Raw genomic sequence first — 25445 nt, 5'->3', positions numbered from 1 at the left:
CGCTCGCAATGACGAGAAGAGAGACTACCCCAGCCGCTGATCCCGCACGTCTTGGGTATCTTCGGTCGCCGTCTTGACGGCGGCGCTCGCCGCGCTCTTCGCGGCCCCCTTGCGGCTGGAAATGTCCACCGCCTTGCGGCCGGAGATCTCGTGGCCGGCATCATCAGGCATCTGCCAGAAGAAATAGCTCGAAACCGCCGAGGTCAGCGCGATCACGACGAAGGCCGGCGCGAACACCGTGGCGTCGAGCTCGCTGACATGTTTGAACCACATTGTGGTCTCGACGGTAGCCGCGCCGACGGCGACGCCGGCCGAGACCGCGAGCTGCTGATTGACGCTGACGAGCGTGGTGGCGCGGCTCATCTGCGGGGGCTCGACGTCGGCATAGGCGACCGTGTTGATCGCGGTGAACTCGAGCGAGCGGAAGAAGCCGCCAACCACCAGGATGATCATGATGATCAGCAGCGGCGTCGTCACCGTGAACAGCGCGCAGGCGGCGAGGAAGACCGCGCTGACGATCGCGTTCACCGTCATCAGATTGCGGAAGCCGAAAGCGCGGATGACGCGCGCGGCGAGCGCCTTCATGCCCATGGCGCCGAGCGAGGAGCCAAACGTGACGAGGCCGGACTTGAATGGCGACAGGCCGAAGCCGATCTGCATCAGCAGCGGGAGCAGGAAGGGCAGGGCGCCGATGCCGAGCCTGAACAGGAACCCGCCCAAAATGGCGGCGCGCAGCGTCGGCAGATTCAGGAGCGAAAAATCCAGCACCGGCGATCCCGTCCGCCGGGCATGGATGACATAGAGCGTCATCGAGATTGCTCCGCCGACGACCAGGGCTGCAACCGTGCTCCAGGGCAGCAGGTTGAGCCCGGCAACCGACAGGCCGAACGCAATGCCGGCAAGCCCGATGCCTGCCAGCACCATGCCGTAGAGATCGAACGGCTCCTGTTCGTCGCTCTTGATCGGATCGATGAACTTCAGCGCCATGAAGATGCCGAGCAGCCCGATCGGGATGTTGATCAGGAAGATCCAGTGCCACGACGCGTAAGTGGTGATGAAGCCGCCGAGCGGCGGTCCGATCACCGGTCCTATCAGGGCAGGGACCGTGACCCAGGCCATGGCGTTGACCAGCGCGCTCTTGTCGACCGAGCGCAGCAGCACGAGGCGCCCGACCGGCGTCATCATCGCACCACCCATGCCCTGGAGGATGCGCGCGAACACGAAATCTGTCACGGAGGTCGAGAGCGCGCAGCCGACCGAGCCGACCATGAACACGCCCACTGCAATCGCGAACACCATGCGCGCGCCGAACCGATCCGCGGTCCAGCCGCTCGCCGGAATGAACACCGCGAGCGACAGCAAATAGGAGGTAATCGCGAGCTTCAGCGTCAGCGGGCTGGTGCCAATGTCGGCCGCGATCGCCGGCAGCGAGGTGGCGATCACCGTCGAGTCCATGTTCTCCATGAAGAGAGCGGTGGCCACGATCAGCGGAATGATGCGTTGCTTGTCGACCATGACCGATTGGTAATGAAAATCAGAAGAGGGTGGACTTGCGGCTTATCACCACGACTCGGGCTGGACCATTGCGGATCAACGCATAGCACCTAAATCCTGCGTAACAACGGTGTGACCCCGATGGACCCGCGCTACCCGCGAGGTCGTGGATGCGATCCGCGAGCACGGGCCGCCCGGCCATCTGCGTTGGGCCGGCTATCCACGCGGAATTTACTTAAAAGGCCTGTGCATGGCTGGCCAGCGATCCGAATTGCTTTGATTCGTCATCCGGCCGTGCTATCGACCCGCGTCAACCCCACCGATGGGCTCCGATTCTCCGGCACCGCCGCAAGGCAGGCCGAGGGCGGCGCTCATCCATAGCTATTTGCGGCAGGGCCGCAGGAAGGAGTTGGCAAATGGCCACGGTGCAACTTCAGGGCATCCGCGAAGCCTATACGTTCGACGACGTGCTGTTGAAGCCGGGCCTCTCAGACGTGATGCCCTCCGAAGTCGACATCCGCACCCACGTCACCCGCGCCATCCCGCTCAACATCCCGATCATGGCCTCGGCCATGGACACCGTCACCGAAGCCCGCATGGCGATCGCCATGGCGCAGGCTGGTGGCCTCGGCGTCATCCACCGCAATTTCGATCCCGAAGGACAGGCCGCCCAGGTGCGGCAGGTCAAGAGGTTCGAGTCGGGCATGGTGGTGAACCCGCTCACCATCAGCCCCGAGGCGACGCTCGACGATGCGCTCAAGCTGATGAGTGATCACGGCATCTCCGGCATTCCCGTCGTCACCGGCGCCGGCAAGGCCACGCCGGGCAAGCTGGTTGGTATCCTCACCAACCGCGACGTGCGTTTCGCCACCGACCGCCGCCAAAAAGTCTCCGAGCTGATGACGCATGAAGGCCTCGTCACGGTGGGCGAGAACGTCAGCCAGGACGAAGCGCGGCGATTGTTGCACCATCATCGCATCGAAAAGCTGCTGGTCGTCGACGAGCAGTATCGCTGCGTCGGTCTGATCACCGTCAAGGACATGGAGAAGGCGGTCGCCCATCCGCTCGCCTGCAAGGACGCGCAGGGCCGCCTGCGCGTCGCCGCCGCCACCACCGTCGGCGACACCGGCTTCGAGCGCACCGAGCGGCTGATCGATGCGGGCGTCGATCTCGTCGTCGTCGACACCGCGCACGGCCATTCCCGCCACGTGCTGCACGCGGTGAACCGTATCAAGCGCCTCTCCAACTCGGTGCAGGTCGTCGCCGGCAACGTCGCGACCACCGAGGGCACGCAGGCGCTGATCGATGCGGGCGCAGACTGCATCAAGGTCGGCATCGGCCCGGGCTCGATCTGCACCACGCGCATCGTCGCCGGTGTCGGCGTGCCGCAGCTCACCGCGATCATGGATGCGGTGGAAGCGGCGAAGAAGGCCGACATCCCCGTCATCGCCGACGGCGGCATCAAGTTCTCCGGCGACCTCGCCAAGGCGCTCGCCGCCGGCGCCGACATCGCCATGGTCGGCTCGCTGCTCGCCGGCACCGACGAGACGCCCGGCGAAGTCTTCCTGTGGCAGGGCCGCTCCTACAAGGCCTATCGCGGCATGGGCTCGGTCGGCGCGATGGCGCGCGGCTCGGCCGACCGCTACTTCCAGCAGGACATCAAGGACACGCTCAAGCTCGTGCCTGAGGGCATCGAGGGCCAGGTGCCGTACAAGGGCCCGGTCGGCAACGTCATGCACCAGCTCGCCGGCGGCCTGCGTGCCGCGATGGGCTATGTCGGTGCGCGCGACATGAAGGATCTGCACGAGAAGGCGCAGTTCGTCCGCATCACCGGCGCGGGCTTGCGCGAAAGCCACGTCCACGACGTGACCATCACGCGTGAGGCCCCGAACTATCCGGGCGGGGGTTAGTCCTCGGTCTCTCGTTCGCTCAGCTCTCTCTTTCGTCATGGCCGGACTTGACGATGGAGGGTGATGCGCCAACTTTCTCCGCATAGTCATTGCGAGCGTAGCGAAGCAATCCAGTCCTTTTCTGTTGACGCAACTGGATTGCTTCGCTTCGCTCGCAATGACAGAAAAGTGGAGGAAGCCATCATGTCCCAGGCCAAACGCATCGTTCTCGCCGCGCGTCCCGTCGGCGAACCCAAGCCGTCTGATTTCCGCGTTGAGGAATTCGCTGTCCCGACGCCTGCGCCAGGTGAAGTCCTGCTGCGCACGATCTGGCTCTCGCTCGATCCCTATATGCGCGGGCGCATGAGCGACGGTCCGTCCTACGCGACGCCGGTGCCGATCGGCGGGGTGATGGAAGCCGGCACGGTGTGCGAGGTCGCGGCCTCCAACAATCCGAACTTCGCCAAGGGCGACATCGTGCTCTCGCGCGCAGGCTGGCAGACCCATGCGATCTCGGACGGCAAGGGGCTCGCGAAGGTCGATCCGAAACTCGCGCCGATCTCGACGGCGATCGGCGTGCTCGGCATGCCCGGCATGACCGCCTATACGGGCCTGCTCGACATCGGCAAGCCGCAAGCCGGCGAAACCGTCGTCGTCGCCGGCGCCTCCGGCGCGGTCGGCTCGGCTGTCGGCCAGATCGCGAAGATCAAGGGCGCACGCGCGGTCGGCATCGCTGGCGGCAAGGACAAGTGCGACTACGTCGTGAAGGAGCTCGGCTTCGATGCCTGCCTCGATCACCGCGATCCCGATCTTGCCGCGAAGCTGAAGGACGCCTGCCCTGGGGGTATCGACGTTTATTTCGAGAATGTCGGCGGTGCGGTGTTCGAGGCGGTGTTCCCGCTGCTCAATGCGTTCGCCCGCGTGCCGGTCTGCGGCCTGATCGCCCATTACAACGACACCGAGGCCAAGCCGCCGAAATGGGCAGCATCGATGATGCGCGCGACCTTGACCAAGCGGCTGACCTTCCGCGGCTTCATCGTCTCCGATTTCGCCGCCCGCCACGGCGACTTCCTGCGCGACATGTCGGGCTGGGTCCGCGACGGCAAGGTCAAGTACAAGGAGTTCGTCACCGAGGGCCTGGAGAGCGCCCCCGGCGCCTTCATGGGGCTCCTGAAGGGCGCCAATTTCGGCAAGCAGCTGGTCCGGGTCGGGCCAGACAAGGCTTAGTTGCAAGGCCTGATTTCGCACATCCAGCCCCCTTCAGGGGGCTGGATGGTTAAAAAAGAGTCACCGATCGGCCACACCAGCCCGCAAAAGCCGCAGGTTTGACCGTCGGTTCATTGACGGATCGGCGAAGGCATTGAATCATCGCGCATATTTCAGGTGTTGCGATGTTAGAGATCGGTATTTTCTGCGTAATCCTTTTGGCCGCCGGTTATTGGGCGACCCTGTTCGTCATGGGCCGGCGCGACGACGTCATCCATGGCAAGTTCGTGCACAGCGAAGACGAGGGCGGCTCCGTGCAGTCCGCGACGCCAGCGCCGCTGCCGCCATTTCCGAAACGTCCGGTCAAAGCTGTCCAGCCTGCCAATGTTCAGGCCGTGAAGCCTGAGGCCAAGCCGGTCGACAGCGCGGCGTTGCAATCCTTGCTGGCCGCGATCCAGCAGGATCTCAAGAGCGTCGCGTAAGCCGCGGCGCTAATGCGCGCCGCCCATCTGGGCCAGCAGTTCTTCGATATCCACATCGACCTGGCCGGCGGCGCGGACGTGGCGGACTTCAAAGCTGTCAGGCCCGAAGCGGTACTCAACCAGGCCCGTCTCCTTGATCGCGATCTTGTCCTGTCTGGCGTCGTTGATCTTGAAGCCGGCCGACGGCGCCCAGACATGGCGCGTATGGCGGAACGTGAAGTCGCGGCGCTGGTGCACGTGACCGCTGGCGATCAGGCGCAGATCGACCTTTGCAAACATCTCGATCAGCCGCGCGCGGGCCGGCTGCGGCACGTAGCGGATCGAGGTCTCCGCCGTCTCAGCATCGTCGGGCAAATTCAGGAACATCGGCTTGTGCAGGAACAGCGCGACCGGGCCGCCATTCACGCGCGAGATCTCCGAGGCCAGCCAGTCGAACTGCTCGGCCTCGAAAGCGAGTCCTGAATTCATCACCAGCGTGTTGAGGCCGATGAAGCGCGAGCCGGCGGCCTCGAACGACCAATGGTCTTCGCCGATGATGTCGCGGAATTGCTGGCGGTGCGCTTCGGCGACCGGCGGCTTCGGCGCCGGCCCGATGGCGGTCGGATTGTCGCCGATGTCGTGATTGCCCGGCAAATAGCGGCACGTCACGGGCAGGGCTTCGTGCAGGCCTTTGGCGAATTCGACATCGTCGCGGCTGGTGGGCCCGTCGAACGAGACGTCGCCGGTGTTGATGACGAGATCGGGCCTGTCAGCGTCGATATGCTCGCTGACGTGATGGAAGTTCGCAATCAGACCGGGAAAGCGCCGGCCGAGATGGGTGTCGGAAATCTGCGTCAGGCGAAATTCGGACATGGGCAAAGGTTAGCCCGGCGAAGCGTCGGAACCATGACGGGCGCGCGCAATCTGCGATCGAACAAAGTTTAAAGCACGCGGTAGAGGATCGTGGTCACGTTGAGGCCGAGATGGGCAAGCGCGGCGTGGCGCATGTCGTAGGCGGCAAAGGCGAACATGGCCGCCGCGACGTCTGATAGCGCCGACATCCAGATGCCGGGTGTTCACGTTGATCTCTTGGCGGTGTCGCGCCGGGCTCCAAGGGGCCAAAATCGCTTTAACTATCGCCGGTTGGTCGCGGTATCGGGAACGTCGGTTCAACTCGTTGATTGTCAGCGCGAGAAGTCGCGGCTATTGACGGTCCGCGGCACGCCGCCTTACGGGAAAGTTCCGATGTCAGTTCAAATGGTTTTGTTGCCTGTCTTCGTGCAGGTCGGGCTCACCTTCGCGCTCCTGATCGGCATGGTGTTCGGGCGCCGGCAGGCGCTCGTCTCGGGCGAGACCAAGAGCCGCGACATCGCGCTCGGCGAGCCGAACTGGCCGAAGGGCGCCACACAAATCGCCAATTGCTACCGCAACCAGTTCGAGCTGCCGCTGCTGTTCTACGCCCTGATCGCGCTGGCGCTGCCGCTCCGCCATGCCGACCTCTTCATCGTGCTGATGTCCTGGGTGTTCGTGGTGACGCGGTTTGCCCATGCCGGCATCTTCGTCACCGAGAACAATCTCGGCCGGCGCTCCTCGGTCTGGCTCGCCGGCGTGCTGGTGCTGCTGGCGATGTGGATCTACTTCGCACTGAAAATTCTGTTGCTGATCTGAGCGCTTGCGCGCGCATGATCCGGAAAAGTGGATACCGGTTTTCCGACAAGATCATGCGCAAAAACGAAGAATCCTGATCTGAAAGATTCAAATGACTCCTGCTGCCCGGCTGTCCGCTGCCATCGAACTGATCGACACCATCGAGAAAGACCGCGTGCCTGCGGCCAAAGCGCTGAAGGAGTGGGGCACCGCGCACCGCTATGCCGGCTCCGGCGACCGCGCCGCGATTGCTGGCCTCGTCTGGGACGTGCTGCGCCGTTACGCGTCCAGCGCCTATTTGATGGACGCCGATACCGCACGCGCGCGGCTGATCGGCATGCTCCGGCTCGAGCGCAACATGGACACCGCGACCATGGCCGCTTTGTTCGACGGCAGCCGGTTTGCACCCGAGCCGCTGACCGAGGCCGAGCAGGCGGCGCTCGCCTCGCGTTCCCTGAAGGATGCGCCGGCGGCGATCGCGGGCGATTATCCGGAATGGCTCGATTCCCATCTGGCCAAAGTGTTCGGCGAGGACCGCGTGGCGGAAGCGGTCGCGATGGCCAGCCGGGCCCCGCTGGACCTGCGCGTCAACACGCTAAAATCCAACCGCGACAAGGTGCTGAAGGCGCTTGCTCATCTTCATGCGGAGCCGACGCCTTGGTCGGCAAACGGCCTGCGCATCGCGCTTTCGGCCGATGCCCGCAATCCCGGCATCCAGGCCGAAGAGGATTTCATCAAGGGCGGCGTTGAGGTTCAGGATGAAGGATCGCAGCTGGCGGCCCTGTTCACCGCGGCCAAACCCGGCGAGCAGGTGATCGACCTCTGCGCGGGGGCCGGCGGCAAGACGCTGGCGCTCGCGGCCATGATGCAGGGCAAGGGCCGGCTGATCGCGACCGACAGCGACAAGCGCCAGCTTGCGCCGATTCACGAACGGTTGTCGCGCGCCGGCGTCCACAATGCCGATGTCCGCACGCCCAAGGGTGATGCCGATCCGCTGGCCGACATCCGCGCCTCCGCCGATCTCGTCGTCATCGACGCGCCCTGCACGGGAACCGGCACCTGGCGCCGCAACCCCGACGCCAAATGGCGCATGCGCCCCGGCGCGCTGGAAATCCGCCTCAAGGATCAGACCGAGGTGCTGGAGCGCGCCGCGCCGCTGGTGCAGACCGGCGGCCGTATCGCCTACATCACCTGCTCGGTGCTGCCTGTGGAGAACGGTGAGCAGGTGAGGGCGTTCATCGCGCGCCATCCCGAGTTCGCGGTGGTGCCGCCCGAGCAGACCGCGAGCGTGCTCTGGGACAAGGCCGAGGATTTTGCGCAGGCCGCCCTTCAGTCGGACGAAGGCTGGCTGATGACCCCGCGCCGCACCGGCACGGATGGCTTCTTCGTCTCGGTGCTGAAGAAGACTGGCTGAACTCTCCCTGTCATTCCGGGGCGCCCGAAGGGCGAGCCCGGAATCCATCGCGCGGCGTACTCTGCGGTTCGATGGATTCCGGGCTCTCGCTTCGCGAGCCCCGGAATGACGAAGCTGCTCACAAACGAAAACCCCGCCACCGAGATCTCGGGGCGGGGCTTCTGTAATCCTACGATCTGCCGGTACGTCCGTGGTCAGATCGCGAATTGCGCGTTCAACTAGCCGGCGCGGAGGTTGTCGGCCGAGGACTTGCCGCTGCGGCGGTCCGCAACGATGTCGAACGAAACCTTCTGGCCCTCATTGAGGGTGCTCAGACCAGCGCGTTCAACGGCGCTGATGTGAACGAAGACGTCCTTCTGGCCGTCATCCGGCTGGATGAAGCCAAAGCCCTTTTGGTTGTTGAACCACTTCACGGTGCCCATTGCCATAGTCATTTCCTTTCAATTGACGATGCACTCAGGGGGACAAATGCACATTGCTGCGCCCATCATCCCGGTTGGTCGATTTTGGAGAAATACCTGAAACGTGCTCGCCCATTGGAAATGAGACGGAGCGGCCCAGTCGTTCGGCCAAGGATCGATGCTCCCGAATATATCGATTTATTGGGGCCAGTTCAAGGCGGCACGCGCTGGCAGCGAGCCCGGCAGGCTTTGCTATTTTGCGCTGCAAAACGTGCCTCAAAACGTACCGAAATTCCGTCAATCGACAATAAAAAGCGTCGCGCCCACAGCCGTGGATGAGCGATGCGCGGCATCGCCGAAATCCGAGACCTGGTAGCTCATCCCGGCCGTCAGCTTGAATGTGCGGCCGTCGCGCAGCTCGCTGTCGAGCTCGCCCTGGAGCACGTAGAGCACGTGGCCGCGGTCGCACCAATGGTCGGCGAGATAGCCCGGCGAATACTCGACCATCCGCACCCGCAACTCGCCGATGTTCAGCGTCCGCCATTTGGCCTCGCCGGTCTCGCCGGGATGCGTCGTGGCTTCGACCTTGCTCCAGTCGGTGACGGTGAAGGGAGAGGCGGGGAGTTTCATTGGTGGTGGTCCTTGGATTCAACTGGCGCTGCGGGTCAACCGGCGCTGCCAGCGTACGCAATCGGCAACATACTCCGTCATTGCGAGCGTAGCGAAGCAATCCAGATCTGTCCGCGGCGGCAGTCTGGATTGCTTCGTCGCAAGAGCTCCTCGCAATGACGGGGAGCGCACTTAATGCGGCAAATGATTCGCCGATCCCTGCACGATCAACCCCGCATCATTCACGCGCAGATATTCGCAAATCCTCTTGCCCCGCTCGTTCTGGTAAAACACCACCACGCTGTCCGGGCTGACGAACACATCGATCAGTGAAAACTGCAGGTTCGGGATCAACCCGAGAGCCTTGCTCCAATACGCGCGAAGAGCATCCTTGCCGCGCACCGTGCCGCTCGGATCAAACCCCATCGCGGGGATGCGGTCCGAGGTCATCACGGCAGCCTCGTCATAGAGCGTGAGCACACGCTCGAGGTCGCGCGCATTCCAGGCCTCGACCCAGGTGCGGCCGAGCGCGGCAAGCGTTGATGGCAGATGGTGCTGTGACATGATGATCCTCCCTGATCGGCCCCTGTTTGTCGGTGGGGCATATTAGGTCAATAATACTTACCTAAATCCATTTGTCCATGCCCAAAGAAGAATGTGGGCGCGCGCCTCGCGCGGTTGCGGGAAAAGCCCCGGTCGCGTATCTGCTTGCCATGACAGCAGCACAGAACGCCCAGCAGTCGACGCCCTCCGTGGCCTCGGCGCACGACAAGATTCTCATCGTCGACTTCGGCAGCCAGGTGACGCAGCTGATTGCGCGTCGCGTGCGCGAGGACGGCGTCTATTGCGAGATCGTCCCGTTCAACAAGGCCGAAGACGCCTTCAAGGAGATGAAGCCGAAAGCGGTGATCCTCTCCGGCGGGCCGGAGTCGGTGCATGAAGCAGGCTCCCCCCGCGCCCCGCAGCTGATCTTCGCCTCCGGCGTCCCCGTGATGGGCATCTGCTACGGCCAGATGGTCATGGCGGAGCAGCTCGGCGGCACCGTCGAGGGCGGCCATCACCGCGAATTCGGCCGCGCCGATGTCGAGGTCAAGGCTGAGAGCAAGCTGTTCGAGGACGTCTGGTCGCCCGGCGGCAAAAACCAGGTCTGGATGAGCCATGGCGACCGCATCACCAGGATGCCGCCGGGCTTCTCGGTCGCCGGCACCTCGCCGAACGCGCCGTTCGCGATCATCCAGGACGAGACGCGCAAATATTACGGACTGATGTTCCACCCCGAAGTGGTGCACACGCCGGACGGCGCCAAACTGATCCGCAATTTCGTGCGCAAGATCTCAGGCCTCTCCGGCGACTGGACCATGCGCGCCTTCCGCGAAGAAGAAATCGCAAAGATCCGCGCCCAGGTCGGCAAGGGCAAGGTGCTCTGCGGCCTCTCCGGCGGCGTCGATTCAGCGGTCGCGGCCGTCTTGATTCACGAAGCCATCGGCGACCAGCTCACCTGCGTGTTCGTCGACCACGGCATGCTCCGCCTCGACGAAGCCAAGACCGTGGTCGACCTGTTCCGCCACCACTACAACATCCCGCTCGTGCACGTGGATGCGTCAAAACAATTTTTGGGCGAGCTCGAAGGCGTCACCGATCCCGAGACCAAGCGCAAAACCATCGGCCGCCTCTTCATCGAGGTGTTCGAGGCCGAAGCCAAGAAGATCGGCGGCGCCGACTTCCTCGCGCAAGGCACGCTCTATCCCGACGTGATCGAGAGCGTCTCCTTCACAGGCGGCCCCTCGGTGACGATCAAGTCGCACCACAATGTCGGTGGTCTGCCCGCGCGCATGAACATGAAGCTCGTCGAGCCCTTGCGCGAGCTGTTCAAGGACGAGGTGCGCAAGTTAGGGCGCGAGCTCGGCCTGCCCGAAATCTTCGTCGGCCGCCACCCGTTCCCGGGCCCGGGCCTTGCCATCCGCTGCCCCGGCGACATCACCCGCGAAAAACTCGACATCCTGCGCCAGGCCGACGCCGTCTACATCGACCAGATCCGCAAGCACGGTCTCTACGACGACATCTGGCAGGCCTTCGCCGTGCTGCTCCCGGTGAAGACCGTCGGCGTCATGGGCGACGGCCGCACGTATGACTTTGTGGTCGGCCTGCGCGCCGTCACCTCCACCGACGGCATGACCGCGGACTTCTACCAGTTCGAGATGAAGTTTTTAGGGGAGACGGCGACGCGCATCATCAACGAGGTGAAGGGCGTGAACCGGGTGGTGTATGACGTGACGAGCAAGCCGCCTGGGACGATTGAGTGGGAGTAGGTTCAACAGCCCCGGCTACAATCGCGGTGCGCTCCGACCCTTACTCGCGGCAACGACTACAGCATTCGTTGCCAGCGGCGCTCGCAGAGCTTGAGCTCATGCCTGCATAGAAGCGTTTCCTCATCGGAGGCTGCGCCCGCATTTCATTTGAGACTTGACGTCGCAATGTAATGTTCTTATTTTGTTCTGCGCGCTCCAACGCGCCATTAACGGTTGAGCTGTTATCGATTTTCACCAAGGAATCGCTTTGTCGATAATGTAGTACGGATACGGCTATGGCCGAGACTCAAATTGAGTGGACCGATGCGACCTGGAATCCCGTTGCAGGTTGCTCGATCATTAGTGCGGGCTGCACAAATTGCTACGCCATGGAAATGGCTCGGCGCCTTCAGGCGATGAATGTCCCGAAATACAAGGGCCTAACGCGACGAAGTGGCAAACGAACAATCTGGAACGGCACTGTTCGCGAGGATGGGGCTGCGCTCGACATTCCTTTGCGTTGGAAGAAGCCGCGGAAGATATTCGTCAACTCGATGTCTGATCTTTTTCATCAACGAGTGACCGACGCTTTTATTCTAAGGGTGTGGGCGGTGATGCGCGCAACTCCGCATCATCACTATCAGATTTTGACGAAGCGCCCGGAACGAATGAATGAGATTGTGCGCTCAAAGATCGGAGAGGTTCTACCAAATGTCTGGTTGGGGACTAGCGTTGAGAGTGCTGAGGTGGCGGGGCGCATCCGCGCCTTGCGGTTGGTGCCTGCGGCCATTCGTTTTGTCTCTTTCGAACCGCTCATCGGGTCGGTCGGGTCCGTAGACCTCAAAGGCATTCAGTGGGCAATCGTTGGAGGTGAGAGCGGTAGGTCCGCTCGTCCCATCCGCGAAGAGTGGATAGACGAGATTTTCGATCAGTGTGCGACGCACCACACCGCGTTTTTCTTCAAGCAGTGGGGAACGTGGGGGAAGGACAATAAGCGTCGATCAAAAAAGGCTAACGGGCGAGTTTATCGTGACCGAGTCTGGGACGATATGCCGACGGCTTCACCGAAGATGTAGTTCGCCGCGAGAAGCGGGATCATACATTGCAAACTGCCCGCAATTTGCTATGTGGCGTCTAGTTGTATTATTCTTCTAAAGACAATCAAAAATTGCGGGTGCTTGAGTTCTTCGACGAACTTGCGCCCTTGATAGTGAATTGCCAACGACGGAGCATCAGAGGCGATGAGCGGGCAGTACGAGTGGAAGGTTGGTCAACCGCTTCCCATCCTCGGGCCCCACAGCTTCGCCAAGCATGATATTTTTGATCAGTATGTTGGGATCTACATTGAGCGCTTGACGCGCACGCCAAGTCAGACGGTGCTCAATCTTACGATCGTCGATGGTTTTTGTGGAGGAGGTGTATATCGACGAGGGACAGAAGAGGTCGAGGGCTCGCCCCTTCGCTTGTTGACCGCAATTGAGGTCGCGGAACGATTGCTGAGTGCCGCGCGTACAAAGGGCTTTACTGTCAAAGCAGATTTCTTTTTCATCGACGAGAATCCACACCACGTTGCTTTCCTTCGAGACGTTCTCGAAAAGCGCGGTTACGGTCCGCGCCTGGGCCACGATATTTTTATCCGCGAGTCGAGTTTTGAAAGCGCATGCCCTGACGTGATTGCTCACATTCAGCGGAAGGGGACGGCGCATCGTTCACTATTCTTCTTGGATCAATATGGTTGGAGTGACGTACGATTAGAGACGATACGCCTAATTCTGGGCGCTTTGAAGAATCCTGAAATTCTTCTTACATTTGCAGTCGATGCGTTGATCGATTTTCTTTCTGTAAAAACGGCTGAGACGCAAGCCCTCTTAAATATCGAACTTGATCGCGAGGACGTCCGAGATTTGTTGAATCTCCGAGGCGGCGAAGGATGGCGCTACCTGATTCAAAATGGACTTTATCGCCACATCCAAGGTCGAACTGGCTCGCGATTTTACACCCCATTCTTTATTCATTCTGTGGAATCTCACCGATCATACTGGTTGTTGCATTTGTCCAATCATCGCCAAGCTCGTGACGAAATGGGGAAGCTTCATTGGAAGCTAAATAATCATTTTCAGCATCACGGTGGCGCCGGCTTTCATGCTTTGGGTTTCGATCCGTCGAAAGACCTGCGCCAAGAGTTGTTGACGTTCATGTTCGATGACAGCGCCATGAAACGCTCAGAGGCTGCGGTTCTTGAACAGCTTCCTCGCATGATCCATGCGGCGAACCGTGATGGAGGAGAGCTTCTTGTGGAGCAGCTCTTCGCGGGCAACTGCAATGACACGCCGGTCACCTCGGAAATTCTTGCGCGCCAGTTGGTGCTTCTCCGAGACGAGGGTGAGCTTCTGATTGTTGCGCCGGATGGTTCAAAGAAGCCAAGAACGAAGAGCGTCGATTGGGAGGACCGGTTAATCTTGCCGTCCGAGAGGTCGCTGTTTAGTCGTTTAGGCTGGTGATAAGCTGAGTGCACTTTTTGAGCGTGTTGCAAGAATTACAGTGACGGTGCACAAAACTAACCTCAAGTTTAGTGCAATGTCACCGTAACACCAGGCCTTCGAGTGCTGCTCCCGGTGAAGACCGTCGGCGTCATGGGCGACGGTCGCACCTATGACTTTGTGGTGGGCCTGCGCGCCGTCACCTCAACCGACGGTATGACCGCGGACTTCTACCAGTTTGACATAAAGTTCTCGGCGAGACCGCCACGCGCATCATCAACGAGGTGAAGGGCATGAACCGGGTGGTGTACGACGTGACCAGCAAGCCGCCTGGGACGATTGGGATTACGGTGACAGTGCATTTAACTATCGCTCGCCAAAGGATGCTTGCGAGTTGAATGCACTGTCACCGTAATTCCGCTTCGACCACCACGGTCGGCCGTCCCATGACCTTCGCAAAGATGCTGGAGGAGACCTACACCGACGGCATCGCCGTGCTGCACCGTGGCAGGCTGATCTATGAGCGCTATTTCGGCGCGCTGAAGTCGCACAAGCCGCATATCGGGATGTTGGTGACGAAGTCGTTCACCGGCGTGCTCGCCGGCATGCTGGTCGCCGAGGGCACGTTTTTAGGGGCTCCGTTTCGGTCGGTCTGTACCATCATGTACCATGATGGTATCTGGCGGCGAACCGAACGGAGAAAACCTTGTTGACCGATACGGGACTTCAGAAGCTCAAGCCTGGCGAGAAGCTTTACAAGCGCGGCGACCGCGACGGCATGTACGTTGCCGTCCTGCCCATCAATAGGCGCAAGCAGATCTGGGAAAGCGGTGACCACACCATCAAGGTGGTGCGTTGATGCGCGCCGCGTTGAAAGTGGTGATGGCCGCAATATTTGCTATGCCGGCTGCGGTGGCTCTGGCGAAGTCTCCGGACTGCGCGAGTTGGCCCACTAACATGTCACTCACGCACCTCAAGAACGCCGGCCTGATTGATATCCCATCAGTGATCGAGGCGCAGACCAAGGCCGTTCGTCTCGCATCCGAAAAGATCGGCAAAGACCTCTACCAGCAGGTTTACCACATCACGTTTCACACCAGGGATGGCAAGACGATCGAGGTCATCACGAAAAATCGAGCATCAAGCGAGGAATGCTCGATGAGCGGCGTCGACGTCTACGTGGTCTCGAAGAAAATCGGGGGGTCGGCAGAGCAGCCATCTGAGGGCACGACCAAAAAGTGATCCGGCTGCACCGAAAGCTCAAGAGCTGTAATTGACCCGCAGCGCACCCCCCGACCTTCGCAACTTTATGGCCTTCAAATATTCGGTCGCGCGCTGCTCGAAGAAGTTTGCGCGCGCGACCGGTTCTCGGCGTCGGTCACACGGTCGTAGACCGATTACTGCTCCTTCCTGAACAAATCCTGGAAGATGAGCTGGCCCCAGATGCGGCCGCGTGCGTGCACCAGCGCGCCACCCTCGTTGAGCTTTCCCAGCTTGACGGGTGCGAAACCGAGTTGCTTGGCCAAGGCCGCCACGGGAGCGGTCGCGTCCTCGTCATCGCTCGACAGAAAGACGACCCGGTGACCGCCCTCGAGGACCGGATCGGCAGCCAGTTTGGCCGCAATCAGGTGATTGAAAGCTTTCACGAGCTTGGCGCCGGTGAACGCCTTCGCGACGAAGGCGGAGGACGGGAGGCCGTCCAGATCTTCAGGGAGAACTCCATACGCGTTCGTCGCGTCGATGATTGTCTTGCCGTCCCAGCTCGGCAGGGCCTTCGCAACCTCGCGATGCTCCCCGAACGGGACCGCCAGGATGATCGTGTCGGCCTCGACTGCATCCCGCAGCGACCTGGCGACGACCGTGGGTCCAATCGCCCGAGCCTGCGGCGCCAACGCCTCGGGCGGCCGGCGGCTCGCGACGGTCACCTCGATGTTTTTACGGGCGAAGGCACGGGTGAGGGCCTGGCCTACCGGACCGAATCCTACAATGGCATAGCTCATCATGTTTCTCCGATTTTCAGATGGCCGAGAAGCCGCCGTCGACAGACAACTCCACCCCGTTCACGAAGCTGGAATCGTCCGAAGCAAGAAACAGCGCGACCGCCGCAATTTCCTCAGGACGCCCCATCGTTCCCCGCGGGATCAGGGATTCGAACATCCGCTTCGCCTCCTCGGTGAGAACCTGGTCCTGCATCGGTGTGGCGATCGGCCCCGGGCTCAGCACGTTCACCCGGATATTCCTGCCCTTCAGTTCGTTGAGCCACGTGCGTGCGAATGAGCGCAGCGCCGCCTTGCTCGCGGCATACACGCCGTAACCGGGAAAACCTTTCACCGAAGCAACTGACCCGGTCATGAAGATCGATCCGCCATCGCCAAACAGCGGCAGCGCCTTCTGAACCGTAAACAGCGTGCCGCGCGTATTCAGGTCGAAGGTCGCATCGAAATGCTGCTCGGTAATCTCGCCCAGCGGGACGGCTTCGCCCATGCCGGCGCTCGCGTACAGGACGTCGATCCTGCCTCTCTCCCGCTTGACCGTGTCGAACAGGCGGTCGAGGTCGTCGAGATTGGCGGCGTCGCCGCGCACGCCGGTCACGTTCCGGCCAATCAGCCTGACGGCCTCGTCGAGCGTCTCCTGCCTCCGGCCCGTGCTGAAGACATAAGCGCCCTCTTCAACGAACCGCCTGGCGCTCGCCAGCGCCATGCCGCTCGATCCACCCGTGATGACTGCAACCTTGCCGTCCAGCTTACCCATGACTTTTCCTTTCGTGGTGTCGGGACTGCATCTGCCCCCGAGACCCTCGACATGGGTCTGCCGGCGTCAGGCGTTGAGTGCAGAAGCGCGCACATCGGTGGTGCGAAATCGATCCGGCTGGGCGACTGGCGCCAGCCGCGACGATCGGTGTCCGCCGTTCGGAATTGGGCCGTGCTTGTCGGCATGGGCTACGATCACCGCCCGCACTGCTGTTCGATGTGTTAGATGCGGGCTTTGGAAGGCGCACCGCGCGGTGCGGGATTGCACCATGATCGACTGGGATGACATTCGCCACTTTCTTGCCGTCGCGCGCGGAGGCTCGGTGCGGGCTGCCGCCGAGCGTCTCGGTGTGAACCACGCGACCGTGCTGCGACGCATCGCCCAGCTTGAGGAACGCCTCGGGGTCCAGATGTTCGAAAAGCTGCCTTCGGGCTACCGCCTGACGGCTGCGGGCGAGGAGGTCCTCGAGTTCGCGGACCAGATGGAAGCGTCGTCGCACCTGCTGGAGACGCGCGTGTTCGGGCGCGACCAGAGCGTACGCGGGCTTCTGCGGGTGACGCTGGCGCCGCCGCTGGCGACACACCTGCTCATGCCGGACTTCACCGATTTCGCGCGTCTGCATCCGGACATCGAGATGGAAATCCTGTCGTTCGGTGAACTGGCAAATCTGACCAACCGGGAGGCCGACGTCGCGATCCGCGTCGTCTACGACCGCAAAACCCTGCCGCTCAATCTTCACGGCCTGAAGGGACCGGAGCTGTTCGGAGGCGTCTACATGTCCCGCGATCGACTAGCCGCGTGGCGTGCGGGCGCGCCTGATCCCATCCGGTGGATCGTCATCAGCATTCATGGAATTCCGGATTGGGCCAGCGAGGGTGAGGTTCGCATCACGGGCGTTCCATTCAGGACCACGGACGCCGAGGCGCAGATCGCTGCTGTACGGCAAGGGCTCGGGATGACGACACTGCCGTGCTTCGTTGGCGATGCCGATCCCCTGCTGGTGAGGGTGCCGGGTACCGACCTGCACATGTACGGAACGCTCTGGCTTCTCACACAGGGGGAGACACGCAAGACGAAGCGCGTGCGGCTCTTCACCGAGTTCGTATCCCGCAGGCTCGCCGCGTACGCTCCGCTTCTCGCGGGGCTGTCCATATCGCGCGACTGATGATGCGGGTGCGCGGACCAGCGATCTTCCAATCGCCGTCTGCGCAAACGTAGGCTGCTCCCGATGCCAAAGCGCCGGGAGCAGGTTCGTCACTTCGCGAGTGCGGCCTTTTCGATGAGGTACGCGCCTCTATCGGCCGAAGACGTCGAGGGCGTTCAGCTTGCACATTCGCTTAGCAAGGTTGTGATTTTCGCATCAAGCTTTCGGGCGACGGCAAGTGCGTCCGAATTGCCATAAGGCAGCAGAAAACTCTCCATTTTGTCGTAAGAAACATGCACGCCATCGGAACGCTCATCAATGAGCACCGTGACTGGAGCGTAAGATCCAGCATCGGGCACGTGCTTGACCATTTCTTTCATGATGAGTGGATTGCCGATCACAAGCCGTATGATTTTAGGCGTCCTGGATCCGGCTTCGCGACGCAGAATGTCGCCCAGGTCAAATTCCGCGAAGAGCATGAGGTCCGTTCGGCCGAGGCCGCGTCGTACAACGCGCTCCAAATCCGGGAAGGAATGTGTCGCCCTCGTTTCCCTGAAAAATTCGGCCATGTTGGGCTGCCCGACCGCCGACTTGAGCGCGGCCACAACGGCATCGAATGGTTTTAAGCTCGTGAGGCTGAAGCGCTCCACTTCGATTTTAGCGATTGTCATTTTGTCCTCTGTAACAACTCTCATGGATAAAGTGCGCCTGATCCCGTCGGAACGCGCCTTGTGTCATGCGGCCGCGGGCTGTGCGTCCAGGAAAGTCCGGACGTGGCTGACGAAGATGTCGTGGTGCTGAAACAGCGCGCCGTGCCCTGAATCGGGATAGAGGACCAGCTGAGCGTTGCTCAGTTCCTTGAACATTGCGTAAGCGTTGTTCGCAGGCAGCATGGTGTCGTGGCTGCCGCTGACCACAAGAGTGGGCTGGCGGATGGCGTGCAAAATGGCGTGCCCGGGATCAGGTGTGGCGCACCAGGTGATCAGCGCCTTGGCCTGCGGATCGGTGACCGCGCTGCCGTTATCGGTGTCCCGATCGTCCTCGCGCACCTTCGCCCGCTTTAGGAAGGCCAAGCCGGACGACTGGCTGGCGGGTGACTTCGTGAAGAACAGCGGTAGACGGGGGTCCGGCGCATCGGTTTGCGAAAACGCTTCGTGCAGGACTGCTAACAGGTGTTCCTCTCCGCCTTTCGGCGCGGTGCCGACGAGTATGAGCTTGCGGACCAGCTGTCCGTGCTCGGCGGCGATCTGCTGAGCGACGCAGCCGCCGAGGGAAAAGCCAAGCAGGTCCACCTTGAAGAGGCCGAGCAAGTCGATGAAATCCACGGCGTCTTGTGCCATCGCCGCGACGTTGTCGGGCGTTTGACCCGTCGACCGGCCGACCCCTGCGTTGTCAAAGGCGATCACGGGGCGATCAGCGGCCAGAGCGTTGACGACGGCGGGATCCCATCCGTCGATGTTTCCCGAGAAATGCTGCAGAAGAATCAGCGGGATTCCTGTCGCAGGGCCGAGACGGCGATAGGCGAAGCGAATTCCGTGGCCTTCGATGTAACGGGTGGGCGCTGTTTCGAGTGTGAGGGCGTCCTGCTTCGCGATGTCGAGTTGAGTCATGTCATCCTCCGGATGCTTGGCATGAAATGGGCGAGCGTTGTGTGCTCCCGGCGCGATAGCGCCGGGAGCGGTAGCGTCACTTCGCGAGCGCTGCCTTTTCGATGACTTCAGCAACTTCCTTCGCATGAACCACGAGCGAGGCATGGCTGCCGGCGACTTCCGTCACCTGAGCCTTCATCCTCGTCGCGAAGAATTTCGGGGCCTCGGGCGCGATGACTTTGTCCTTCGTGGTGAGGACGTAGAAGGTCGGCTTGTCCTGCCAGGCCGCAATGCTGACAGGCGCCTCAAACGCAGCGAGGCTCAGCGGAAGCTGCGAGTTGGCCAGATGCTCGGCGATCTCAGGAGGGAGGTCAGCCGCGACGGCTGACGGAAACAGCTTGGGATCGATGTACAAATTGCCCTTCGCGTCGGGATGGATCGCCTTGACGCCTTCGGTCTGCGGGCCGGCTTTGGCCAGCGCCGCCAGGGATTGACCGACCTCCGGCGCGAAGGCGGAGACATAGACCAGCGCCGAAACCTTGGGATCATTGCCGGCTTGCGTGATCACGACGCCGCCCCAGGAGTGGCCGACCAGAACGGTTCTGCCGTCCTGCTTCGCGAGCGCCTGTTGGGTCGCATCGACGTCAGCGGCGAGCGAAGTGAGCGGATTTTCCACCAGCGTGACGTTGTAGCCCTTCTTCGAGAGAATATCGGCAACGGGCTGCCAGCTCGTCTGGTCCACGAAAGCGCCGTGCACGAGCACGATGTTGTGGGCTGCGCCCTTGGGCAGTTCGGCGGAAGACGCGGAGCCGGCCAATGTCGTTCCGGCCAGGAGTACGGTGGCGGCTGAGAGGAGGATATTTAGCATTGAAGGTTCCTGTTGGTATGTTGGACGAAATGAGGTCAGGGGGAATGGACAGGCGTTTCCAGTGAGGTCGCGGTTCTTCCATCCGCCGTTGACGAATGGTCGCCGCACGTGACGTCGGCCCGCCGCGGGATGAGGTGGTATGCAGGCATCCCGGACCGTAGGGATCAATCGTCCGCATGTTGTGTCCGATCGTCCACCGGGCTAACCTCGGCGGCATGGACATCCTCGCCCAAGTGCTCGATCGCATTCGTCTCGGAGGGGCGCTGCTCTTCCACTTCGAGCTCGGCCATCCCTGGCATCTGGAGCTGCCGGCGCGCCCCTACGCGCTGTTTCACTATCTCAGCCGCGGCTCGGCGACGCTCGCAGTCGGGCAGGGACAAGAAATCCAGATGACCGAGGGCGATTTCGTCGTCATCACACGCGGCGAGCCCCATATGTTTTATTCGGATCGCCGGGCCGAGCCTTTGCGGATCATGGATATCGATCGAGCGTCGTCGCGATTTGGCGTCATTCGTCACGGCAGCCGCGCAAAGCCGCTCTCGACGATGATCTGCGGCAATTTCACCGTGTCCCGGCCGATGTTTGGCGGCGTGCTGGAGCTGCTGCCGCCCGTGCTCCTGCTGAAGCCGACGGCGGACGGTGGCTGGCTCGAAGCCATCCTGCGCCGCATGGTCAGCGAGTCTGCGCTCGAGCGTCCCGGCCAACGCGTCGCGCTTTCACGATTGACGGAAGTGCTCTTCGTCGAGGCGCTTCGAAGCTGGATCGCGTCCCTCAGTCCCGGACAAGGCGGCTGGCTCGGGGCCATATCTGATCCGCATATCGGACCGGCGCTCAAGCTGATCCACGAAAACCCGGAGCAGCCCTGGAGCCTGAGCGACCTTGGCGGTCGCGTCGGGCTCGGCCGCTCGGCATTTTCGGCGCGCTTTACGAAGCTCGTCGGCCAGTCCATGCAACGCTATGTGATCGAACGCCGGATGGCGGAAGCGGCGTTCCTGCTCGAAACCAGCGACGAGCCGATCGCACGGATCGCGAGCCGGGTGGGTTACGAGACAGCGGCGGCATTTTCAAAGCTGTTTCAGCGGCATCACGGGCTGTCGCCCGGACGCTACCGGGCAGCTCAACGCCTTGATGTAGTCCATGGGCAATCGGACGTTTCGGAAGCGCAAGTCGCCGATTGATCTCGACCAAGCCGTTATCCGTCACCACGCACTCATTTCATCTATTCCGACCTCGGATGCCATTCCGGCAGTTTGCGGATGTCGGGATCGAGACGGTCCCAATCGTACCCGCGCGAGCAGAACAGCACGACGGACGGCTTGAATGTGCTGGCATCGTCCAGCGTGCCGACATAGATGCCGATGTATTCCGGCTTTTCGTCTGGCTGGTTGTAGATCGGCGAGCCGCAGTTTGGACAAAACCCCTTGCGTTTGACTGCGCCGCTGTCGGCGGTGCGTGCGATCTCGCGCACCTCGCCGGTCACCGAGACCGCGTTGCGCGCGAACACGAAGACGGAGCTGTGGCCGCTCCCGGTATCGCGTTGGCAGTCGCTGCACTGGCATTGAAAACCGCGGATCGGGACGGCGGCAATGGTGTAACAGACCGCCCCGCACGCGCAGCGCCCGGAAAAATCCATTCCTCAATCTCCCACGACGGTGCCGACGGGTCCTGATCATATCGCCTGCTCGCATTTCCCCACAAGCTCGGACACCAGAACAGTGGGCGCTGCGGGCGCCTCCGTTGCGCAGCACCCCCAACACAAACGCGCGATGTCGACCACGCCGTCCCATGATACGACTGGGCATCGTTCTCGCCGGAGCCCGCATTCATGTCTGCCGCAACCGCCCCCAGCCAACAGTCCGCAACCCCCACCGAAACCGATCCCGAAACCCTCGGCTGGATGCGCGGCTTCCCTCCCGCGCCCGACCGCACCATCACCTTCCAGAACGGCTCGTTCCGCAGCTTCCCCGAGCTGCGCTGGGCCTGGAGCAATGTCCGCCAACTGGTGCCGACCGTGAACGTCTGGCGCGGGGCAGGGCCTGCGTCGCCTCTGCCGCGAGAAGACCATGACATCGGCGCGTCGGCCTCCACCACCATGGACGGACGCCCCATGACGTTCGCGAAGATGCTGGAGGAGACTTACACCGACGGCATCGCGGTGCTGCATCGAGGCAAGCTGATTTACGAGCGCTACTTTGGCGCGCTGAAGCCGCACAAGCCGCATATCGCGATGTCGGTGACGAAATCGTTCACCGGCGTGCTGGCCGGCATTCTGGTCAGCGAGGGCAAGATCGATCCGCAGGCGCCGGTCACGGACTATGTGCCGGAGCTGAAGGCCAGCGCGTTCGGTGATGCGCGCGTGCACGAGGTCATGGACATGACGACGGGGCTCGAATACACCGAAGTATACACCGACAAGAACTCTCACGTCTGGGGTTTGCGGCGCGCCAACGGCATGGCGCCGATTCCGCCGGATTATGACGGCCCGACCACCATCTTCGATTTCCTCGTCGCGCAGAAGAAGCAGGGCGAGCACGGCAAGGCGTTTTCCTACAAGACCGTCAACACCGACGTGCTTGCCTGGATCTGCCGGCGCGCCAGCGGCAGCACGCTGTCCGACCTGCTCTCCGAGCGCATCTGGACGCAGATCGGCGCGGAAGAGGACGCGCATTATCATGTCGACCGCATCGGCACTGAAAGCGGCGGTGGCGGTCTTTCAACGACGCTGCGCGATCTCGTCCGTTTTGGCGAGACCATGCGCAATCACGGCCGCTTCAACGGCCGTCAGATCGTGCCGTCATCCGTGGTCGAGGACATCGCGCGCGGCGGTGACCCCGAAAAGTTCAAGCCGGCCGGCTACACCACCTTGCTGGGGGCCTCCTATCGCAATCAATGGTGGGTCACGCACAACGCCCACGGCGCCTACATGGCGCGCGGCGTTCATGGCCAGGGCATCTACATCGATCCCAAGGCCGGGATGGTGATCGCGCGTTACGCCTCGCATCCGGTTGCGGGAAATGCCGCCAACGATCCCGTGACGCTGCCGGCGTACATGGCGCTGGCGAAGCAACTGATGGCTGGCGGGTGATTTCGTAGGCGATTCCGCGAAATCTCGCCAAACCGCAAGATCGGTCGAGCACCTTATGGCCATCAGCGACTAACTAAAGCCGCCACGGAGGAGGGACGATGAAGGCGGCGCTGCAAAACTATCAGGACCGGATGCGGCGGGTGCTGGACCATATCGACCGGCATCTCGACAGCGATCTGGACCTGGACACGGTGAGCGGTGTTGCGGCCTTCTCAAAATTTCATTTCCAGCGGCAGTTCACGGCGACCTTCGGGCTGTCCGTGCATCGCTATGTCCAGCTTGCCCGTATGAAGCGCGCTTCGCACCTGCTGGCCTACAATGACGCCCAAAGCGTCACGGAGATCGCGATGGATGCCGGTTACGATGCACCGGACGCCTTCGCCCGCGCCTTTCGACAGCGGTTCGGGCAATCGCCGTCGTCGTTCCGGAAATCTCCCGATTGGGAGCCGTGGCTTGCGGCCTTCGGGCCTCTCGACAACGCGAGGAGCAAGCTCATGCAGAAGATTCTCACCACTCACGACGTGACGATACGCGACGTGCCCCCTACGCGGGTCGCGATCATGGAGCACCGGGGCGACCCGGCGACGCTTGGCGCCACCATCCGGCGCTTCATCGCGTGGCGCAAGGCGGCTCACCTGCACCCCAGGACAAGTCCGACCTTCAATGTCTGGCGTTCCGAGCGGCGTCCTGCGTCGCCTGCCGATTATAGCGTGGACCTGTGTGCCGGGACCGACCAGCCGATCGAGGCGAATGGCGAAGAGATCAAAGCCGGCGAGATCCCCGGCGGACGCTGCGCTGTGCTGCGCGTCGTCGGCAACACCGACAATCTCGAGCCCGCCGCGCTCTATCTCTATCGCGACTGGCTTCCGGCCAGCGGCGAGGAAGCCCGCGACTTCCCGATCTATTGCCAGCGGCTGAGCTTCTTCCCGGAGGTGCCGGAGCATGAGACGGTCGCGGACGTTTTTCTGCCGCTGAAATGATCGCGTGATGACGGCGGCCTGTCCCTTCCAATCGCAAGATCCGGACAGGCCGCTCTCCACGGCCACCCAGCGATGACCGTCCATGCGAATGAGCGTCAGCTTTCAGGCTATCCGCCTGTTCGCTTGTCACTAACGCGACTTCTTTTTTTGTCTGGCAGCGATGGAGCGGCTCTTCACGTGATCGATGAAGGCTCGCAGTTTCGGCATCATTTGGTGGCGGCTCGGATAATAGAGAAACACGCCCGGCGCCATCGGTGTGAACGGTTGCAGAACTTGCACGAGTTTGCCGGCTTTCACCGGTCCGGCGACGATCGGCCCGGGTACCTGGGCAAGGCCCATGTCTTCCACGGCGGCGCCAAGAATAGTTGGAAAATCGCAGGCGATCAGCGGTCCCGAGACGATCGCCTCGATCGGCTTGTTGCCGTTGACGAACGACCAGGGCGCGATCGACCCGTCCGAGCGGCGCATGCGTAAGCAGGCATGTCGGCGCAGATCGTCGATACGCTCGGGCCTGCCTTGACGGTGCAGATAGTCGGGGCTGCCGACCACAACCAGCGGGAGCGACGGCGTCAGACGCACCGCGATCATATCGGCCTCGATGAACTGCCCGAGCCGGATGCCAGCGTCGAATCCTTCGGCAGCGATATCGACCAGTTCGGGACTTGCAGCGATTTCCACCTCGACCTCGGGATAGGCTTGGCAGAACGATGCGATCAACGGCTCCAGCAGGATCGGCACGACCGCCCGCGGCACGGTGAGGCGCAACAGTCCAGCCGGCCGCTGCCCGAGGTCACGCGCGACATCACTTGCGGCGACAAGCTCCTCGAAAGCGGGCTTTGCGCGCGCGTGAAATCGTTCGCCGGCTTCGCTCAGACCGACGCTGCGCGTGGTGCGGATGAACAGTGCCGCGCCGACCCGGGCCTCAAGGGTCCGGACCGCCTGGCTGATCGCCGACGGCGTTACCCCCAGCTCCGCGGCCGCTTTGCGAAAACTGCGGTGCCGGGCAACGCTGAGGAACGCCTCTACGCCGTCGAGCGCGCCCTGTCTGACTGTGAAGTTCTGCTTCATAGCCCGTCGACATTATCGCAAATAGTCGCCCGCTGGAAGCACTCGTACATCTCATCTGCAAATCGCACCAA

The 25445-nt window shown here is 62.2% G+C and carries 26 protein-coding genes and 2 pseudogenes; 16 read left to right on the top strand and 12 right to left on the bottom strand.

The window, feature by feature from the left end:
* Positions 1-24 precede the first annotated feature (24 nt).
* Positions 25-1515, bottom strand: coding sequence for a DHA2 family efflux MFS transporter permease subunit (locus ACPPVR_RS25985; protein ID WP_426609410.1), 1491 nt, complete (start codon positions 1513-1515; stop codon positions 25-27).
* A 395-nt stretch (positions 1516-1910) separates the two neighbouring features.
* Here ACPPVR_RS25985 and guaB point away from each other — a divergent pair, with 395 nt between their 5' ends.
* From guaB to ACPPVR_RS25970, 3 genes are all read left to right on the top strand, one after another.
* Complete coding sequence (gene guaB, locus ACPPVR_RS25980; RefSeq protein WP_426609409.1) at positions 1911-3404, top strand: IMP dehydrogenase; 1494 nt, start codon at positions 1911-1913, stop codon at positions 3402-3404.
* Between the two features lie 183 nt (positions 3405-3587).
* Complete coding sequence (locus ACPPVR_RS25975; RefSeq protein WP_426609408.1) at positions 3588-4610, top strand: NADP-dependent oxidoreductase; 1023 nt, start codon at positions 3588-3590, stop codon at positions 4608-4610.
* 164 nt (positions 4611-4774) lie between these two features.
* Positions 4775-5071: a hypothetical protein gene (locus ACPPVR_RS25970; RefSeq protein WP_426609407.1), complete on the top strand. Its 297-nt coding sequence runs from the start codon at positions 4775-4777 to the stop codon at positions 5069-5071.
* Between the two features lie 9 nt (positions 5072-5080).
* On the opposite strand, the gene ACPPVR_RS25965 is transcribed toward ACPPVR_RS25970, so the two are convergent.
* Positions 5081-5923, bottom strand: a complete 843-nt coding sequence (locus tag ACPPVR_RS25965) for a metallophosphoesterase family protein (RefSeq protein WP_426609406.1) — start codon at positions 5921-5923, stop codon at positions 5081-5083.
* Positions 5924-6295: 372 nt separating this feature from the next.
* Here ACPPVR_RS25965 and ACPPVR_RS25960 point away from each other — a divergent pair, with 372 nt between their 5' ends.
* Together ACPPVR_RS25960 and ACPPVR_RS25955 are read left to right on the top strand one after the other, a co-directional pair.
* Positions 6296-6718, top strand: a complete 423-nt coding sequence (locus tag ACPPVR_RS25960) for an MAPEG family protein (protein ID WP_426609405.1) — start codon at positions 6296-6298, stop codon at positions 6716-6718.
* Between the two features lie 91 nt (positions 6719-6809).
* The gene (locus ACPPVR_RS25955) at positions 6810-8111 is read left to right on the top strand and encodes an RsmB/NOP family class I SAM-dependent RNA methyltransferase (RefSeq protein WP_426609404.1); all 1302 of its coding nucleotides are present in this window, start codon (positions 6810-6812) and stop codon (positions 8109-8111) included.
* Positions 8112-8329: 218 nt separating this feature from the next.
* Here the strand turns inward: ACPPVR_RS25955 and ACPPVR_RS25950 are convergent, their stop codons facing one another.
* The 3 genes from ACPPVR_RS25950 to ACPPVR_RS25940 form a co-directional block, all read right to left on the bottom strand.
* Entirely contained in the window at positions 8330-8539 is a 210-nt protein-coding gene (locus tag ACPPVR_RS25950; protein ID WP_148749473.1) for a cold-shock protein, read from the bottom strand.
* Positions 8540-8809: 270 nt separating this feature from the next.
* On the bottom strand, positions 8810-9142 hold the full coding sequence (locus ACPPVR_RS25945; protein WP_426609403.1) for a DHCW motif cupin fold protein: 333 nt from the start codon (positions 9140-9142) through the stop codon (positions 8810-8812).
* Positions 9143-9313: 171 nt separating this feature from the next.
* The gene (locus ACPPVR_RS25940; RefSeq protein WP_426609402.1) at positions 9314-9685 is read right to left on the bottom strand and encodes a nuclear transport factor 2 family protein; all 372 of its coding nucleotides are present in this window, start codon (positions 9683-9685) and stop codon (positions 9314-9316) included.
* Positions 9686-9834: 149 nt separating this feature from the next.
* Here ACPPVR_RS25940 and guaA point away from each other — a divergent pair, with 149 nt between their 5' ends.
* The 7 genes and pseudogenes from guaA (at position 9835) to ACPPVR_RS25905 (ending at position 15131) form a co-directional block, all read left to right on the top strand.
* Complete coding sequence (gene guaA / locus ACPPVR_RS25935) at positions 9835-11430, top strand: glutamine-hydrolyzing GMP synthase (protein ID WP_426609401.1); 1596 nt, start codon at positions 9835-9837, stop codon at positions 11428-11430.
* A gap of 275 nt (positions 11431-11705) precedes the next feature.
* Positions 11706-12485 (top strand): phage Gp37/Gp68 family protein, encoded by a 780-nt coding sequence (locus ACPPVR_RS25930; protein ID WP_426609400.1) that lies wholly within the window; start codon positions 11706-11708, stop codon positions 12483-12485.
* Between the two features lie 165 nt (positions 12486-12650).
* Positions 12651-13910, top strand: a complete 1260-nt coding sequence (locus tag ACPPVR_RS25925; protein WP_426609399.1) for a three-Cys-motif partner protein TcmP — start codon at positions 12651-12653, stop codon at positions 13908-13910.
* A gap of 99 nt (positions 13911-14009) precedes the next feature.
* Positions 14010-14287 (top strand): annotated as a pseudogene (locus ACPPVR_RS25920) (hypothetical protein); the annotation flags it as partial.
* A 21-nt stretch (positions 14288-14308) separates the two neighbouring features.
* Positions 14309-14512 (top strand): annotated as a pseudogene (locus ACPPVR_RS25915) (6-aminohexanoate hydrolase); the annotation flags it as partial.
* An 83-nt stretch (positions 14513-14595) separates the two neighbouring features.
* Complete coding sequence (locus ACPPVR_RS25910; RefSeq protein ID WP_426609398.1) at positions 14596-14748, top strand: integrase; 153 nt, start codon at positions 14596-14598, stop codon at positions 14746-14748.
* Complete coding sequence (locus tag ACPPVR_RS25905) at positions 14748-15131, top strand: hypothetical protein (protein WP_426609397.1); 384 nt, start codon at positions 14748-14750, stop codon at positions 15129-15131. The genes ACPPVR_RS25910 and ACPPVR_RS25905 overlap by 1 nt, the downstream gene beginning before the upstream one ends.
* Before the next feature lie 155 nt (positions 15132-15286).
* On the opposite strand, the gene ACPPVR_RS25900 is transcribed toward ACPPVR_RS25905, so the two are convergent.
* Together ACPPVR_RS25900 and ACPPVR_RS25895 are read right to left on the bottom strand one after the other, a co-directional pair.
* Entirely contained in the window at positions 15287-15889 is a 603-nt protein-coding gene (locus tag ACPPVR_RS25900; RefSeq protein ID WP_426609396.1) for an NADPH-dependent F420 reductase, read from the bottom strand.
* 16 nt (positions 15890-15905) lie between these two features.
* Positions 15906-16640 carry an SDR family NAD(P)-dependent oxidoreductase gene (locus ACPPVR_RS25895; RefSeq protein ID WP_426609395.1) on the bottom strand — a complete coding sequence of 245 codons (735 nt, stop codon included), beginning with the start codon at positions 16638-16640 and terminating at the stop codon, positions 15906-15908.
* Positions 16641-16908: 268 nt separating this feature from the next.
* Here ACPPVR_RS25895 and ACPPVR_RS25890 point away from each other — a divergent pair, with 268 nt between their 5' ends.
* Positions 16909-17805, top strand: a complete 897-nt coding sequence (locus ACPPVR_RS25890; protein WP_426609394.1) for a LysR family transcriptional regulator — start codon at positions 16909-16911, stop codon at positions 17803-17805.
* A 155-nt stretch (positions 17806-17960) separates the two neighbouring features.
* On the opposite strand, the gene ACPPVR_RS25885 is transcribed toward ACPPVR_RS25890, so the two are convergent.
* The 3 genes from ACPPVR_RS25885 to ACPPVR_RS25875 all read right to left on the bottom strand — a co-directional run bounded on the left by ACPPVR_RS25885 (position 17961) and on the right by ACPPVR_RS25875 (position 20241).
* The gene (locus tag ACPPVR_RS25885; RefSeq protein WP_426609393.1) at positions 17961-18455 is read right to left on the bottom strand and encodes a DUF302 domain-containing protein; all 495 of its coding nucleotides are present in this window, start codon (positions 18453-18455) and stop codon (positions 17961-17963) included.
* A 63-nt stretch (positions 18456-18518) separates the two neighbouring features.
* Positions 18519-19394, bottom strand: a complete 876-nt coding sequence (locus ACPPVR_RS25880) for an alpha/beta fold hydrolase (protein WP_426609392.1) — start codon at positions 19392-19394, stop codon at positions 18519-18521.
* Positions 19395-19470: 76 nt separating this feature from the next.
* Positions 19471-20241, bottom strand: a complete 771-nt coding sequence (locus ACPPVR_RS25875; RefSeq protein WP_426609391.1) for an alpha/beta hydrolase — start codon at positions 20239-20241, stop codon at positions 19471-19473.
* A gap of 215 nt (positions 20242-20456) precedes the next feature.
* Here ACPPVR_RS25875 and ACPPVR_RS25870 point away from each other — a divergent pair, with 215 nt between their 5' ends.
* Positions 20457-21419: a cupin domain-containing protein gene (locus ACPPVR_RS25870; RefSeq protein ID WP_426616184.1), complete on the top strand. Its 963-nt coding sequence runs from the start codon at positions 20457-20459 to the stop codon at positions 21417-21419.
* Positions 21420-21460: 41 nt separating this feature from the next.
* Here ACPPVR_RS25870 and ACPPVR_RS25865 read toward each other — a convergent pair whose 3' ends face one another.
* Positions 21461-21874 (bottom strand): GFA family protein, encoded by a 414-nt coding sequence (locus ACPPVR_RS25865; RefSeq protein WP_426609390.1) that lies wholly within the window; start codon positions 21872-21874, stop codon positions 21461-21463.
* A gap of 192 nt (positions 21875-22066) precedes the next feature.
* Here ACPPVR_RS25865 and ACPPVR_RS25860 point away from each other — a divergent pair, with 192 nt between their 5' ends.
* Together ACPPVR_RS25860 and ACPPVR_RS25855 are read left to right on the top strand one after the other, a co-directional pair.
* A complete protein-coding gene (locus tag ACPPVR_RS25860; RefSeq protein WP_426609389.1) occupies positions 22067-23326 on the top strand; it encodes a serine hydrolase domain-containing protein in 1260 nt (419 codons plus the stop codon).
* A gap of 98 nt (positions 23327-23424) precedes the next feature.
* A complete protein-coding gene (locus ACPPVR_RS25855; RefSeq protein WP_426609388.1) occupies positions 23425-24306 on the top strand; it encodes an AraC family transcriptional regulator in 882 nt (293 codons plus the stop codon).
* 129 nt (positions 24307-24435) lie between these two features.
* Here the strand turns inward: ACPPVR_RS25855 and ACPPVR_RS25850 are convergent, their stop codons facing one another.
* A complete protein-coding gene (locus ACPPVR_RS25850) occupies positions 24436-25374 on the bottom strand; it encodes a LysR family transcriptional regulator (protein ID WP_426609387.1) in 939 nt (312 codons plus the stop codon).
* Positions 25375-25445 lie beyond the last annotated feature (71 nt).

This window comes from Bradyrhizobium sp. McL0616 (assembly GCF_049993385.1).
In the GTDB taxonomy this organism is placed as follows: domain Bacteria; phylum Pseudomonadota; class Alphaproteobacteria; order Rhizobiales; family Xanthobacteraceae; genus Bradyrhizobium.
The sequence above is the reverse complement of the archived record's forward strand: the minus strand, read 5'-3'. Positions and strand labels throughout refer to the sequence as shown.

Bases quoted from the DNA above. Each gene is read 5' to 3' on its own strand.
- ACPPVR_RS25930 (WP_426609400.1), top strand. From the start codon at position 11,706: ATGGCCGAGACTCAAATTGAGTGGACCGATGCGACCTGGAATCCCGTT.
- ACPPVR_RS25855 (WP_426609388.1), top strand. From the start codon at position 23,425: ATGAAGGCGGCGCTGCAAAACTATCAGGACCGGATGCGGCGGGTGCTG.
- ACPPVR_RS25880 (WP_426609392.1), bottom strand. From the start codon at position 19,394: ATGACTCAACTCGACATCGCGAAGCAGGACGCCCTCACACTCGAAACA.
- ACPPVR_RS25865 (WP_426609390.1), bottom strand. From the start codon at position 21,874: ATGGATTTTTCCGGGCGCTGCGCGTGCGGGGCGGTCTGTTACACCATT.
- ACPPVR_RS25905 (WP_426609397.1), top strand. From the start codon at position 14,748: ATGCGCGCCGCGTTGAAAGTGGTGATGGCCGCAATATTTGCTATGCCG.
- ACPPVR_RS25885 (WP_426609393.1), bottom strand. From the start codon at position 18,455: ATGACAATCGCTAAAATCGAAGTGGAGCGCTTCAGCCTCACGAGCTTA.
- ACPPVR_RS25940 (WP_426609402.1), bottom strand. From the start codon at position 9,685: ATGTCACAGCACCATCTGCCATCAACGCTTGCCGCGCTCGGCCGCACC.
- ACPPVR_RS25960 (WP_426609405.1), top strand. From the start codon at position 6,296: ATGTCAGTTCAAATGGTTTTGTTGCCTGTCTTCGTGCAGGTCGGGCTC.
- ACPPVR_RS25950 (WP_148749473.1), bottom strand. From the start codon at position 8,539: ATGGCAATGGGCACCGTGAAGTGGTTCAACAACCAAAAGGGCTTTGGC.
- guaB (WP_426609409.1), top strand. From the start codon at position 1,911: ATGGCCACGGTGCAACTTCAGGGCATCCGCGAAGCCTATACGTTCGAC.
- ACPPVR_RS25945 (WP_426609403.1), bottom strand. From the start codon at position 9,142: ATGAAACTCCCCGCCTCTCCCTTCACCGTCACCGACTGGAGCAAGGTC.
- ACPPVR_RS25870 (WP_426616184.1), top strand. From the start codon at position 20,457: ATGGACATCCTCGCCCAAGTGCTCGATCGCATTCGTCTCGGAGGGGCG.
- ACPPVR_RS25925 (WP_426609399.1), top strand. From the start codon at position 12,651: ATGAGCGGGCAGTACGAGTGGAAGGTTGGTCAACCGCTTCCCATCCTC.
- ACPPVR_RS25985 (WP_426609410.1), bottom strand. From the start codon at position 1,515: ATGGTCGACAAGCAACGCATCATTCCGCTGATCGTGGCCACCGCTCTC.
- guaA (WP_426609401.1), top strand. From the start codon at position 9,835: ATGACAGCAGCACAGAACGCCCAGCAGTCGACGCCCTCCGTGGCCTCG.
- ACPPVR_RS25900 (WP_426609396.1), bottom strand. From the start codon at position 15,889: ATGAGCTATGCCATTGTAGGATTCGGTCCGGTAGGCCAGGCCCTCACC.
- ACPPVR_RS25975 (WP_426609408.1), top strand. From the start codon at position 3,588: ATGTCCCAGGCCAAACGCATCGTTCTCGCCGCGCGTCCCGTCGGCGAA.
- ACPPVR_RS25895 (WP_426609395.1), bottom strand. From the start codon at position 16,640: ATGGGTAAGCTGGACGGCAAGGTTGCAGTCATCACGGGTGGATCGAGC.
- ACPPVR_RS25860 (WP_426609389.1), top strand. From the start codon at position 22,067: ATGTCTGCCGCAACCGCCCCCAGCCAACAGTCCGCAACCCCCACCGAA.
- ACPPVR_RS25875 (WP_426609391.1), bottom strand. From the start codon at position 20,241: ATGCTAAATATCCTCCTCTCAGCCGCCACCGTACTCCTGGCCGGAACG.
- ACPPVR_RS25970 (WP_426609407.1), top strand. From the start codon at position 4,775: ATGTTAGAGATCGGTATTTTCTGCGTAATCCTTTTGGCCGCCGGTTAT.
- ACPPVR_RS25965 (WP_426609406.1), bottom strand. From the start codon at position 5,923: ATGTCCGAATTTCGCCTGACGCAGATTTCCGACACCCATCTCGGCCGG.
- ACPPVR_RS25890 (WP_426609394.1), top strand. From the start codon at position 16,909: ATGATCGACTGGGATGACATTCGCCACTTTCTTGCCGTCGCGCGCGGA.
- ACPPVR_RS25850 (WP_426609387.1), bottom strand. From the start codon at position 25,374: ATGAAGCAGAACTTCACAGTCAGACAGGGCGCGCTCGACGGCGTAGAG.
- ACPPVR_RS25955 (WP_426609404.1), top strand. From the start codon at position 6,810: ATGACTCCTGCTGCCCGGCTGTCCGCTGCCATCGAACTGATCGACACC.